This is a genomic window from Streptomyces sp. NPDC058464, from assembly GCF_042721035.1.
GTDB lineage: Bacteria > Actinomycetota > Actinomycetes > Streptomycetales > Streptomycetaceae > Streptomyces.
The window spans coordinates 132,593-145,358 of sequence record NZ_JBHXMA010000027.1 but is presented as its reverse complement, the minus strand read 5'-3'; the positions used below and the strand labels follow the sequence as shown (position 1 = coordinate 145,358).

Here is a 12,766-nt window from a genome sequence, read left to right as displayed (position 1 = left end):
GGTTTCTGGCTGCCCGGGGCCCCGCCCCCCCCGGGGGCGGGGGGGGGGGGGGGGGGGGGGGGGGGGGGCGGGCGGGGGGGGGGGGGGGGGGGGGGGGGGGCTGGTCGCGCCCGCGCGGCGGTAGCCGCATATTCAGTACAGCCCCGCGCCCCTTTGGGGCGCGTCACCTCACCGGGATGAAAATCGATCCGCCCCGTCACCCGCGCCGCCTTCGGCTGCAGACCCATGATCGTCAGGGCCGTCAGGGACTTGCCGCAGCCCGACTCCCCCACCAGGCCCAGGACTTCGCCCGCATACACGTCGAAGCTGATGCCGTTCACGATGTTCACCCCCCGGTGGCGGTCCGGGAAGGCGATCGCGAGGTTCTTCACGGACAGGACCGGCGGTCCCTCCCGGGAGGGCAGGGGCCGGGCACGTCGTCGTAGCCGGTCGGCGGCCTCGGCCAAGGAAGGCAGCTCCAGGACCTCGCCCGGATCGAGTACCTCCGCAGGCTCCGTCGGCTCCACCTCCCTTCCGGCCGGTGACGCCCACGCGTCCGAGACGCCCTCGGAGAGGATGTTCAGGGAGAGGACGGTGAGGAGGATCAGCAGGCCGGGGAAGAGGGTGGCCCACCAGCCGCCGGTCAGGACCATGTTCCTGCCGTCCGCGATGACGCTGCCCCAGGACGGGTCGGGGGGCCGGACACCGGCGCCGATGAAGGACAGGGACGCCTCGAAGACGATGGCCTCGGCGATCTGGACCGTGCAGAAGACGAGGACGGGGGCGAGACAGTTGACGGCCACGTGGCGGACGACGATGTGCGGGGTGCGGGCGCCGATCACGCGTTCCGCCGTGACGTAGTCCTCGCCGTACTGGTCGAGGACGTTGGCGCGGACGACCCGGGCCACCGGCGGGGTGAACAGGAAGGCGATCGCGCAGATCAGGACCGTGATGCCGCCGCCGAAGACGGCCACGAGGACGGCGGCCAGGGCGATGCCGGGGAACGCCATCACCACGTCCAGGCAGCGCATCAGCGTCTCGTCGACGGCTCTGCGGGAGGTGGCCGCGAGGGCGCCGAGGAGGGCTCCGGCGGTCAGGGCGAGGGCGGTCGCGCCGAGGCCGATCGCGAGGGACCAGCGGGCGCCGTACATCAGCCGGCTGAGGATGTCCCGGCCGAGGCTGTCCTGGCCCATCCAGTGTCCGGCGGAGGGGTGGCCGGTGCCGTCGACGGGGGCCTGCTGCGCGAGGGGGTCGTCGGGGGCGAGGAGGGGGGCGAGAGCGGCCACCAGGACGATCACGGTCAGCAGGGCGAGGGCCGTCCTCGACGACGGCGACAGCCTGCGCAGCCGTACGCCGGGGCGGGCGAGCGCGGCGGTGAGGGCCGCGCGGGTGCGGGTCGTCATACGGCCTCCCTCAGGCGCGGGTTGACCAGCAGGTAGAGGATGTCGATGACGAGGTTGACGACGACGAAGCCGGTCGCGGTGGTGAGGACGACGCCCTGGACCACGGCGGGGTCGCCGTTCTGCACGGCGTCGATCATCAGCTTGCCCATGCCGGGCAGGGCGAAGACGGTCTCGATGACGACGGCGCCGCCGAGGAGGTAGCCGACCCGCAGGCCGAGCACGGTCAGGGGGTTCACGAGCGCGTTGCGGAGCACGTTGCGGCCGACCACGACATGGGGCGGCAGGCCGCTGCCGATCGCGGTGCGGACGTAGTCCTTGTCGAGTTCCTCGACCACCGAGGTGCGGACGATCCGGGTGAGCTGGGCGGCCACCGGGAGGGAGAGCGCGAGGGCGGGCAGGGCCATGGTCCTGAGCCAGCCGGTGACGGAGTCCTCGGGGTTGATGTAGCCGCCGGACGGGAACCAGCCCCGGTCGACGGCCAGGTACTGGATCATCAGCAGCGCCAGCCAGAAGGCGGGGGCGGCGACCCCGACCAGGGAGAGGACGCGGATGACCTGGTCGGCGGCCCGGTCCCGGTGGATGGCCGCGGTCACGCCTGCGGCCAGCGCCAGGACGACGGCGATGCCGAGGCCGAGGAAGGTCAGCTGGAGGGTGAGCGGCAGGGCGGTGAGCACCTGGTCGAGGACCGGGGTGCGGGTGAGGGCGCTGGTGCCGAGGTCGCCGTGGAGCAGGCCGCCGACGAAGCGGGCGTAGCGCAAGGGCAGCGGGTCGAGGAGGCCGTTGCGTTCGCGGAAGTCGTGGAGCTGCCCCGGGGTGGGGTTGGCGCCCTGGAAGAACGCGGACGCCGGGTCGACGTCGGAGAAGCGCATCACCAGGAACACGAACAGGGCGATGCCGAGCAGCAGCGGCACCAGCAGGGCGGTGCGGCGCAGCAGGATGCGCAGGACGGCGGTCATGCCGTCAGGCCCACTTGGCGGTGAGGACGTTGATGCCGGGATAGGGCTGGGCCCTTATGCCGGTGAGCCTGCGCGGGTCCCAGGCGGTGATCAGCTCGTTGTGGACGACCGGGTAGAGGACGGCCTGTTCGGCGACGACGTCGATGTAGTCCTGGATCATCGTCGTCCTCTTGTCCGGGTCCGGTTCGCGGGTGGCCGCGTCCATGTCCTTGAAGAGCTGCTTCGCGACGGCGTCGTCCGACCAGCGGGCGTAGCCCGTCCAGAGGTTCTCGGGGCCGTAGTTGTAGCGCATGATCAGGTCGGCGTCGAGGCCGAACTGGTTGGGGTTCGAGACGGCGGCGACGACCTGGTAGTCCTGCTTCTGGTCCATCTTGGTGAACACGGCCGTGGTCTCCTGGGGGGACAGGGTCGTGGCGACGCCGATCGCGTCCCAGGACGACTTGATGGTGGGCAGGCAGTCGACGAGCCAGCTCACGTTGACGGCGAGGATGTTCACGTGGAGGCCGCTGACTCCGGCGGCCTTCAGCAGGGCCCGGGCCTTCGCCGGGTCGTGGTCGTAGACCGTCTTCGCCGGCCGGTAGGCGGGGTTGGTCTCGTTCAGGAACGAACTCGCGGGTTTTCCGTGGCCCTTGAGGGCGACCTCGACGATCTTCGCCTTGTCGATGGCGTAGTGCAGGGCCTGCCGGACCCGGACGTCGTCGAAGGGCTTGTGCCGGGTGTTGAACATCAGGAACGCGTTGTTCATCCCGGCGCCGCCGCCGACCGACAGCCCGCCCTGTTCGAGGCGGGGGATGTTGGCGTACGGGATGTTGTCGGAGATCTGGGCGCCGGCGGTGCCCCCGGAGATCCTGGCCACGCGGGAGGCGGCGTCGACGATCGTCAGCCAGTTCATCTTCCGGAAGGCGGGTCTGCGGGGGCCGTTGTAGTGCTCGTACGCGGCGAAGGTGGTGTTCGACTTCGGGTGGTGCGCGGTCTGCCGGTACGGTCCCGAGCCGATCGCCAGTCCCCTGATCGCGTCGTCCCAGGCGCCGGGCCGGGAGAACACGTGGGCCGGCATGATCTTGGCGAGGGTGAGGCGGGCGAGCCCGTCCGGGAAGGGGAACCGGAGGACCAGGTCGACGGTCCGGGCGTCGGCCTTGCGGGCCTCCTTCAGCCAGCTCGCGAAGAAGCCCTGGGCGAGGGTCCGGGTGCCGGGGTCGAGGATCCGGTCGAAGACGAAGACCACGTCGTCGGCGGTGACCGGCCTGCCGTCGTGGAAGGTGGCGCCCGGGCGCAGGGTGAACCGCCAGGTGGTGGCGTTCGCGTCGGCGGGCAGCCGGGTCGCCAGCGCCGGGTAGGGGGCGCGGGTGATCGGGTCGGTGTCGGCCAGGCCCTCGTAGATGTGGTTGTTGGCGGCCATCGCGAACGCGGACGCCGTCTGGGTGGGGTCCCAGCTGCCGTCGTTGCCGTAGCCGATCACGGCCGTGAGGGTGCGGTCGGAGCCGTCGCCGCCGAGGTCGATCGTGGACTTGGGGCCGCACGCCGTCAGCGACGGCAGGGCCGCTGCCGCGCCCAGCGCGCCGGTGAGTGTCAGGAACGTCCTGCGGGCGTGGGTCGCCTCGTCGCGCACGGTGCCTCCAGTGTGGGGGAACGGAGACGTCGGACATCCTGTGTAAGCGCGACCATAAGAGGGGGTTCGGGGACGGTCAAGGCAACGCACGCGAATGGCGTAAACCGCCAGAGGTGGGACCAATGGCACCACGATGGCGGGGCCGCGGCGGGGCCATGGCCCCGCGCACGCGCAGGAGTTGGCGTCGGGCGGACGCGCGCGAGTCGGCGCCGGCCGCACGGGCGGCGGCCGGCGCCGGGGTGCTTACGCGGGAGCCGTCAGCTGGGCGGCCACCGCGGCGCCGTCCAGCCACACGTTCTCCCGGGAGATCCGGCCGTCGCGGAACTCGAAGACGTGCAGGATCCGGAAGGTGACCCGGCGGCCGCCGCCCGGGATGCCCAGCATGGAGCCGGGCACGGTCCCCGTCATCACGTTCTCCATGGTGACGGCGTCGTCGGAGTAGTAGGTGCGGGTCCGCTCCTCGCTCTCGGCGTGGAAGTCCTTGCACAGCTGCCGGTAGAAGTCGAGCGCCGCCGGGATGCCGCGCTTCGGGCCGTTCGGGTCGCCGACGACGTCGTGCTCGACGTCGTCGGTGTAGACGGCGACCGAACCCTCCGGATCACCGCGTTCCTCGGCGCTCATGTGGGCCCGGGTCTCGCCCGCCACCGCCTACCGCTACTTCTCCAGCCCCCAGGAGCTGATCCGGGAGACCCGCACCCTGCTGCGCACCCCGGACGTCACCGCCGACCTGCCCGCCGATCCCGCCGGACGGGTGGACGCGGTGGTCTCCCGGGTCGCCGACATGCAGCTGGCGAACGAGCCGGTGTGGCGGGCGATGCTCGGCGCGAGCCTGGAGCGGTACTTCCGGCAGACCGACGGGCAGGAGGAGCGCTTCCCGACCCGCAGCCGCAACCGCCTCGACCTCTCCCGGACCGCCCTGGACCCGCTCGCCGCGACCCTCCCGCCGGCCGCACTGCGCCGGCTGACCATGGCGCTCACCCTGGTCTACGGCGTGGAGGCCCTGGTCTCGACCCGCGACGTCTGCGAACTGGACCCCGAGGAGGCCAAGGACGTCACGCGCCGGGCGGCCGGGGCCCTGCTCGATGCGGCGCTGCGGGAGGAGACGGAGACGGAGGGCTAGGGCCGGTCCGCCGGATCGGCCCACGGCGTATCGGCGGCAGCTGTACGGCACACCTTCGGGTGATCACGGGTGGCGTCGCAGCGGCGTCCGCGCGGTCACGACCTAGCTTTCCTGGTGATCATCCGGGCAGCGGCGTCTCACGGGAGGACGACCACCATGGGCGGGTACGAGACGAGGGTTCTTCGCCTTTTCGACCTCATCGACACCGACAGGAACGGTTACGTCGACCGCGGCGACCTGCCGCGCACCGCCGACGACGCGGCCGGTGCGGAGGCGCAGCGGGCTCGCATCGTGCAGGCGTTGATCACGGGAGTCGTCAAGGCCGGCGACTCCAACATGGACACCCGGCTGACCAGGGCCGAGATGTCCTCGTGCGTGGAGAGGACGATGGTCGGGAAGTCGGCCGCCGACCTCCCCGCCTACATCCGCGAGGTCACGGCCGGGGTCTTCGCGCTGATGGACGCCGACGGGAACGGCAAGGTCGGCAAGAGCGAGTTCGAGAAGTACCTGAAGGCCCGGAACGTCACCGACCCGAGCGCCGCGGGCGAGTTCGCGCGGCTCGACCGCGACGGCGACGGATCCCTCACCCTGGAGGACCTCGGCCACGCGACCCACGGCTTCTTCACCGCCCCGGAGTACGACGTTCCGCAGCACTGGCTCTTCGCCGCCGTCTCCGCCGTCTCCGGCTGACACCTGGGCCGCCGACCGCGGCCGCCGACCGCACAACGGGCCCGAAGAGCCCCGGCCCCGGTGCGCCGGCTAGGGCAGCGTCTTCTCGTAGGACGCGTCGCGGTCGGAGTCGTAGACGAGCTTGCCCGCCGCGTCGTAGCCCTTCAGGTGCGGGGCCGCGGTGACCTGCTTGTGCAGGGTGCCGGTGGCGACGAACCAGCCGTGGTCGAGGACCACCTCGCCCGCCTCGCCGCCGTAGGAGACCGTCATCGTGGCCACCGAGGCGCGGTAGCCGCCGATGATCCCCCAGCGGAACGGCAGTTTCCAGTTGCCCTTGTCGATGACCGACTCCTGGTACAGCTTGCCGCTGTTGATGTCCGGGACCACGCGCGTCCCCGCGTCGCCGAAGGGATCGCCGCTGCTGGTGTTCAGCCCCTCGGCCCGGCCGTCCTTGACGGTGCAGATGAGCCGGGCCGGCACCGGCTTCTCCCGCACCGCGACCACGAAGTAGCCGTCGCCGGGGGCGTTGGAGTCCCCGGTGCTCCGCATCGCCAGGATGATCCGGTAGTCGGCGGGCCTGCCCAGGTCGATGTAGGCGGGGTCCTTGGGCAGGCGGTGCGCCTTGTTGTAGTCGAGGCACTTGCCGAGTCCGTCGGCGGCCTGGTCGAAGGTGATCCCGTCCAGCAACTGGTGCGCCGCGGACGCCGGGCGCGCCGGGGCGGTCGGGGTGGCCGACGGTGTCGAAGGCGCCGACGGTGCCGGGGGCGACGCGCTGGCCGACGCACTCGCCGACGCACTGGCCGACAGGGTCGGTGCCGGGCGCCCGCTGGTCAGCACGGTGGGGCTGGGCCCGGCCGGACTCGTCGTGGTGCTGCCGCCGCCCAGCGCGTACGCGCCGACCGGTACCGCCGCCAGGGCCGCCAGCGCCGCCCCGCCCACGGCCAGGCGGCGGCGCCGCTCCAGCACGCCCCTGCGGCGGATCTCCGGGTACGGCACCGCCGACGGCCGGACCAGGGACGCGTCCCCCGCCAGCAGCGCCCGCACCCGGGCCTCGAACTCCGGCTCGGTCGCCCCGGCCTGCTTCTGACCGCTCACCTGCTGCCTCCCTGCGCGGGCGCCGCGTGGCTCATGGCCTGCGCGAGTCCCGGAACCGTACGCAACTTCGCCAGGCCCTTGGACGCCTGGCTCTTGACCGTGCCCGGGGAGCAGCCGAGCACCTCGGCGACCTCGGCCTCGGACAGGTCCTCCCAGTACCGCAGCACCACCACCGCGCGCTGCCTCGGCGGCAGCCCGGCCAGGGCCGCGAGCAGCGTGCCGCGCTCGTCGGCCCGGGACACCGCGTCGTCGTGCCCCGCGCGCTCCGGCGGGGCGGCGGTCAGCGACTCGGCGACCCGGCGCTTGCGGAACCGGTCGCTGTTGCAGCTGACCAGCATGCGGCGGACGTACGCCTCCGGATGGTCGGTCCGGGAGACACGCCGCCAGGACCGGTAGGCCTTCGCCAGCGCGGTCTGCGTCAGGTCCTCCGCGTGGTACGGGTCACCGGTGAGCAGATAGGCGGTCCGCACCAGGTGCGACCACCGTGCTCTGACGAATTCCTGGAACTGGGCCTCTAGTTCGGCCTGCATCAGCCACCCCCTCGCCCTCCAGACCACCGGACCCCCGGATTCGGTTGCCCGGTGGGCCGGGGCGGCCCGGCCCGCTCAGGGGGCCGCGACCCGCCGGAACTCGATGGTGTCGTACGCGGTCTTCGTGCCCGTCTCGTACAGCACGCCCACCGTGCTCCGGTCCACCTGGACCAGGTCGGAGTAGGCGGCCTTCCGGGCGGACAGGGTGCGGAGCCTGCCGAAGGTGATGCCCTGGTCCGTGCTGGTCCACAGGGCCATGGCCTTGCGGGCCGTCGGGACCGAGGGGGCGGAGAAGAGCAACGGGGCCTCGGAGCCCTGCAGTTGGAGGACCGAGCCCTCGACCACGGGGACCCGGGCGAGGGTCGGCTGGACGGTGTAGGCGGCGTCCAGGGTCTCGCCGCCGTCGCTCGACCAGGCCTCCAGGCGGTTGCCGGGGCTGAGGCCGTTCTGGTCGCGGGCGTTGAAGTACAGGCGGCCGTCCGGGAGTTGGGCGGCGGTGGTCTCGTTGGCGTTGTCGTTGCCGGTGTAGGAGTCGTCGACGAAGCCGAGGTGCCAGGCAAGGCCGCCGTCGTCGCTGTAGATCGCGTGGCCGCCGTAGTACCTGGCCTCCTGACCGGTGTCGCCGGAGCCGGCGCGCGGGGCGGCGGAGTGGTCGGCGGCGACGACCAGGCGGCCGCGGTGCGGTCCCCGGGTGAGCGCGACGGCGTGCCCGGGGCCGGTGGCGTACCAGCGCCAGCCGGAAGGTTTCACCTGGGCGGTGATCTCGCGCGGGCGGGTGAAGTGGCGCCCGTCGTCGCGGCTGCGCTGCACGTACACCCGGCGGCTCTGCGCCTCGGTGACCTGGCCGCGCATGATCTGCGCCTCGCTCACCGAGCCGTCGTTGTAGGAGGTCACCAGGACGACCTCGCCGCTCTTCGGGTCCACCACGGGCGCCGGGTTGCCGCGGGTGTCCCCGTTGCCGTCGGCCACCACCTGGAGCGGGCTCCAGCTGCAGCCGCCGTCGGCGGAACGTCTCAGCACGACGTCGATGTCACCGCTGTCCCCGGCGGTGGCGTGCCGGCCCTCGGCGAAGGCGAGCAGCGTGCCGTGGGTGGTGCGGACGACGGCCGGGATGCGGTACTGGGCGTAGCCGCCCTCGCCGGAGACGTACGGCACGGAGGACTCGCAGCCGGCCGCCCATGCCCTGGGCTCGACCGTGAACGCCCCGAGCAGCAGGGCGGCGGCGAGGGAGATCCGGCTCGCACGGGTCACAGGAGACACATGGCTCACTCTTCCATGGTCCCCCTCATCACCTTCACCGCACCCCCGCAACGGCCAAACGGGTCACACGGTTTGTCGTCCCGTCAGATACGGCGGCCCGGAGACCGGCGCTCAGGACGGCAGACGCGCCGCCGCCAGCAGGCGGGTCACGTCGGTGGCGCAGATGGTGAGGGCCGCGCCGACCGTGCCGAGTACCTCGCGTTCGGCGTTGGTGTAGGGGCCGTCGGCGAGCGCGATGCGGGCGGCCTGGAGGAGCAGGGACTCGCGGCCCGCGGGGGCGAGGTGCGGGGCCAGCGGGTCGAGGGCCTCGTGCAGCTCTATCGCCAGGCTCGCGCGGTACGGCTGCTCGAAGACCCGTCCGGTGTCGGCGACGAGGGCCTCCACCAGTACGCCCAGCTGCTCCTCCGTGGCCTCCTCGAAGCCGGCCGCGCGGACCGCGCCCGCCGCCGCCTCCAGGGACGCACGGGAACAGGTGCCGCCCGCGGCGAGGACGGCGAGGGCGACGGTGTGCACGGCGTCGCGGAGCATCGCCGAGAAGCGGGAGGTGGTGGGGTGGTCGAGGACGTCGGTGCCGTAGTGGTGGCGGCAGGCGGCGCACTCCACGACCGGCCCGGTGGTGCCGCGCGGCAGGACGGGCACGCCGAGCAGGGTGAAGCGGCGACGGCCGGTGAGCCGCTGGTAGTTGCGGTCGCCTCCGCAGCCGGGGCAGTAGAACTCGCCGTCGCCGACGGGTGTCCACGCGGTGCGGGTGCCCAGGATGCGGGCAGGCCTGGTGGTTCGGCCGTCTCGTCCCCGTACTGGCAGCACGTCGCACCTCCGTAACCCCGTGGCAACATCGCCACCGCTGGCGTGATGTTAGCCACATGGAGGAGCCGGAGTCAGTACCTCGTACGAGACCTGTCCGTGACCTGCACATCGAGTTGGCCGGGAACCGACCCGGCCCCGACCGCCGGGTGAGGCGGTCGGGGCCGTGAAGTCGCTGGTCAGAAGGTTCAGCGGGCGGCGCGGTTCACCGCGGAGACGACCGCCTTCAGCGACGCACGCGTCGTGTTCGCATCGATGCCGATACCCCAGAGGATCTTGCCGTCGATCGCGCATTCGATGTAGGAGGCGGCCTGCGCGGAGGCACCCTCGCTCATCGTGTGCTCCTGGTAGTCCAGGAGACGTACGTCGATGCCCAGACCCTGCAGCGCGTCGAAGAACGCGGAGATCGGGCCGTTGCCGGAGCCGGTCAGGACGGTGTCCTCGCCGTCGACGGTGGCCTCGACGGTGAGGGTGTCGGTGCCGTCGGTGTCGGTGGTCGACTGCCCGGTGCGGACCTGGATACGGCCCCAGGGGTTCTCCGGGTTCGGCAGGTACTCGTCCTGGAAGACCGACCAGATGGCGGCGCCGGTGACCTCGCCGCCCTCGGCGTCCGTCTTGGCCTGGATGATCTTCGAGAACTCGATCTGCATCCGGCGCGGCAGGTCCAGCTTGTGGTCGTTCTTCAGGACGTAGGCGATACCGCCCTTGCCGGACTGCGAGTTGACCCGGATGACCGCCTCGTAGGAGCGGCCGACGTCCTTCGGGTCGATGGGCAGGTACGGCACGGCCCACTCGATGTCGTCGACGGTGACGCCCTTCGCGGCCGCGTCGGCCTCCATGGCGTCGAAGCCCTTCTTGATGGCGTCCTGGTGGGAGCCGGAGAAGGACGTGTAGACCAGGTCGCCCACGTACGGGTGGCGCGGGTGGACCTCCATCTGGTTGCAGTACTCCCACACGCGACGGATCTCGTCGATGTCGGAGAAGTCGATCTGCGGGTCGACGCCCTGCGAGAAGAGGTTCATGCCCAGGGTGACCAGGTCGACGTTGCCGGTGCGCTCGCCCTGCCCGAACAGGCAGCCCTCGACGCGGTCGGCGCCGGCCATGACCGCCAGTTCGGCGGCGGCGACAGCGGTGCCGCGGTCGTTGTGCGGGTGGACGGAGATGCAGACGTGCTCGCGGCGGGAGAGGTTGCGGTGCATCCACTCGAAGCGGTCGGCGTGCGTGGAGGGGGTCGAACGCTCCACCGTGGCGGGCAGGTTGAGGATGATCTCGCGGCCCGGGCCCGGCTGGTAGACGTCCATGACCGCCTCGCAGACCTCCAGCGCGAAGTCCAGCTCGGTGTCGGTGAAGATCTCGGGCGAGTACTGGTAGCCGAACTCGGTCTCCGGGCCCAGCAGTTTCTCCGCGTACTCCATCACCAGGCGGGTGCCGTCGACGGCGATCTGCTTGATGTCGTCCTTGGAGCCGCGGAAGACGACCCGGCGGAAGACCGGGGCGGTGGCGTTGTACAGGTGGACGGTGGCCCGCCGGGCGCCCTTCAGGGACTCGACCGTCCGCTCGATCAGGTCCTCGCGGGCCTGGGTCAGTACGGAGATGGTGACGTCGTCCGGGATCGCGCCCTCTTCCTCGATGATCGAGCGCACGAAGTCGAAGTCGGTCTGGCCGGAGGCCGGGAAGCCGACCTCGATCTCCTTGTAGCCCATCTTGACCAGCTGGTCGAACATCCGGCGCTTGCGCTCGGGCGACATCGGGTCGATCAGGGACTGGTTGCCGTCGCGCAGGTCGGTGGAGAGCCAGCGGGGAGCGACGGTGATCCGGTTGTCCGGCCAGGTGCGGTCCGGGATGTCGACCTGCTCGTAGCGGCCGTACTTGTGGATCGGCATGGTGCTGGGCTGCTGGCGGTTCGCCATGATTGCGGGGCTCCTAGTGGGTGTCCGGAAGGACGGCCGACGACGCAACGCGAAGCTCCGCGGGGAGGGAGTCGACCTGGACTACAGGCCCTCGCCGCGGCAGCTAAGAAGAAGCAGCCCGAAACGCATGATGCTCCGCATGCTAGCCGAGCCCCTTCGGACGCGGGGCGCCGTATCAGTATGCGGGACCGCTGGAACAAACAGGACAAAAAGTGCGCCATACCACTCCCCCTTACAGAGAGTGGCCAATTGTCACGGTATTTCACCAATCATGGTTGCGGGTAGTGACAGTCGAGTGACTCAGTGCGAGGGTGCGGTGCATGACGACCAACGGGGGCTCTGAGCCCGTCATCGACCGCACGTCCGCCTTCTGCGCGCACACGCCCGTCTTCTGCACGATCGTGCCGCCGCACATCCTCGACCACCTCGCCGCCCACGAGGACCAGGCGCTCGCCGACTCCGCGCTGCGCACCCTGCAGCACGACTCCGCGGCCCGCATCCGCCGCCGCATCACCGCGGTCCGCACCACGGCCGTCGCCGTCGCCGCCCCGGCGGCCCCCGACACCGCTCCGCACCGCACGATCTACGACGCCGAGCACGGCACCGCCCTGCCCGGCACCGAGGTCCGCGCGGAGGGCTCCGAGCCCGGCCAGGACGCCACCGTCAACCGCGCCTACGCCGGTCTCGGCGCCACCTTCGAGCTGTACCTGAAGGCGTACGAGCGCAACTCCATCGACGGCGACGGGCTGCCGCTGAACGCGACCGTCCACTACGACGTCAACTACGACAACGCCTTCTGGAACGGCGACCAGATGGTGTTCGGCGACGGCGACGGCGAGATCTTCGTCGACTTCACCACCTCCGTCGACGTCATCGGCCACGAACTCACCCACGGCGTCACCCAGTACACCGCCAACCTGGAGTACTACGGCCAGTCCGGCGCCCTCAACGAGTCGGTCTCCGACGTCTTCGGCTCGCTCATCAAGCAGTACTCCCTCGGCCAGACCGCGGACCAGGCCGACTGGCTGATCGGCGAGGGCCTGCTCGCCCCGGGCGTGAACGGGGTGGCGCTGCGCTCGATGAAGGCCCCGGGCACGGCGTACGACGACCCGCGCCTCGGCAAGGACCCGCAGCCGGCGACCATGCAGCACTACGTGAAGACCAGCCGGGACAACGGCGGCGTGCACATCAACTCCGGCATCCCCAACCACGCCTTCTACCTGCTCGCCACCGCCCTCGGCGGCAACGCCTGGGAGCGGGCCGGGCAGATCTGGTACGACGTCCTCACCGGCGGCGAACTGCAGTCGGACGCCACGTTCGTCGACTTCGCGAAGCTCACGGTCGCCGCGGCCAGGACCCGCTACCAGACGGGCGAGGAGAGCGAGGCGGCCCTCAAGGCCTGGGCCCAGGTCGGGGTACAGGCCTCCTGAC

At 71.6% G+C, this 12,766-nt stretch carries 12 protein-coding genes; 3 read left to right on the top strand and 9 right to left on the bottom strand.

The window, feature by feature from the left end; genetic code table 11:
- From ACFWPQ_RS32045 to ACFWPQ_RS32030, 4 genes are all read right to left on the bottom strand, one after another.
- A partial coding sequence (locus tag ACFWPQ_RS32045; protein WP_384042383.1) for an ABC transporter permease subunit occupies window positions 1-1,382 on the bottom strand: 1,382 nt, incomplete at its 3' end.
- Window positions 1,379-2,338 (bottom strand): ABC transporter permease, encoded by a 960-nt coding sequence (locus tag ACFWPQ_RS32040; protein WP_384042381.1) that lies wholly within the window; start codon window positions 2,336-2,338, stop codon window positions 1,379-1,381. The genes ACFWPQ_RS32045 and ACFWPQ_RS32040, both read right to left, overlap by 4 nt.
- 4 nt (window positions 2,339-2,342) lie before the next feature.
- Window positions 2,343-3,947, bottom strand: coding sequence for an ABC transporter substrate-binding protein (locus ACFWPQ_RS32035; protein WP_384042378.1), 1,605 nt, complete (start codon window positions 3,945-3,947; stop codon window positions 2,343-2,345).
- Window positions 3,948-4,190: 243 nt separating this feature from the next.
- Window positions 4,191-4,568 (bottom strand): nuclear transport factor 2 family protein, encoded by a 378-nt coding sequence (locus ACFWPQ_RS32030; RefSeq protein ID WP_384042376.1) that lies wholly within the window; start codon window positions 4,566-4,568, stop codon window positions 4,191-4,193.
- Here ACFWPQ_RS32030 and ACFWPQ_RS32025 point away from each other — a divergent pair.
- Together ACFWPQ_RS32025 and ACFWPQ_RS32020 are read left to right on the top strand one after the other, a co-directional pair.
- A complete protein-coding gene (locus ACFWPQ_RS32025) occupies window positions 4,567-5,067 on the top strand; it encodes a TetR/AcrR family transcriptional regulator (protein WP_384042374.1) in 501 nt (166 codons plus the stop codon). The two genes, ACFWPQ_RS32030 and ACFWPQ_RS32025, sit on opposite strands and share 2 nt — an antisense overlap.
- A 156-nt stretch (window positions 5,068-5,223) precedes the next feature.
- Window positions 5,224-5,757, top strand: coding sequence for an EF-hand domain-containing protein (locus tag ACFWPQ_RS32020; protein ID WP_384042371.1), 534 nt, complete (start codon window positions 5,224-5,226; stop codon window positions 5,755-5,757).
- 69 nt (window positions 5,758-5,826) lie between these two features.
- On the opposite strand, the gene ACFWPQ_RS32015 is transcribed toward ACFWPQ_RS32020, so the two are convergent.
- From ACFWPQ_RS32015 to leuA, 5 genes are all read right to left on the bottom strand, one after another.
- Entirely contained in the window at window positions 5,827-6,831 is a 1,005-nt protein-coding gene (locus ACFWPQ_RS32015) for a hypothetical protein (RefSeq protein ID WP_384042369.1), read from the bottom strand.
- The gene (locus tag ACFWPQ_RS32010) at window positions 6,828-7,361 is read right to left on the bottom strand and encodes a SigE family RNA polymerase sigma factor (RefSeq protein ID WP_384042367.1); all 534 of its coding nucleotides are present in this window, start codon (window positions 7,359-7,361) and stop codon (window positions 6,828-6,830) included. The genes ACFWPQ_RS32015 and ACFWPQ_RS32010 overlap by 4 nt, the downstream gene beginning before the upstream one ends.
- Window positions 7,362-7,436: 75 nt before the next feature.
- A complete protein-coding gene (locus ACFWPQ_RS32005) occupies window positions 7,437-8,612 on the bottom strand; it encodes an exo-alpha-sialidase (protein ID WP_384042472.1) in 1,176 nt (391 codons plus the stop codon).
- A 120-nt stretch (window positions 8,613-8,732) separates the two neighbouring features.
- Window positions 8,733-9,428, bottom strand: coding sequence for a TerB family tellurite resistance protein (locus ACFWPQ_RS32000; protein ID WP_384042364.1), 696 nt, complete (start codon window positions 9,426-9,428; stop codon window positions 8,733-8,735).
- A gap of 185 nt (window positions 9,429-9,613) precedes the next feature.
- Window positions 9,614-11,335, bottom strand: a complete 1,722-nt coding sequence (gene leuA / locus ACFWPQ_RS31995; protein WP_384042362.1) for a 2-isopropylmalate synthase — start codon at window positions 11,333-11,335, stop codon at window positions 9,614-9,616.
- 320 nt (window positions 11,336-11,655) lie between these two features.
- On the opposite strand from leuA, the gene ACFWPQ_RS31990 reads away from it, so the two are divergent.
- Window positions 11,656-12,765, top strand: coding sequence for a M4 family metallopeptidase (locus tag ACFWPQ_RS31990; RefSeq protein ID WP_384042359.1), 1,110 nt, complete (start codon window positions 11,656-11,658; stop codon window positions 12,763-12,765).
- Window position 12,766: the final 1 nt, after the last annotated feature.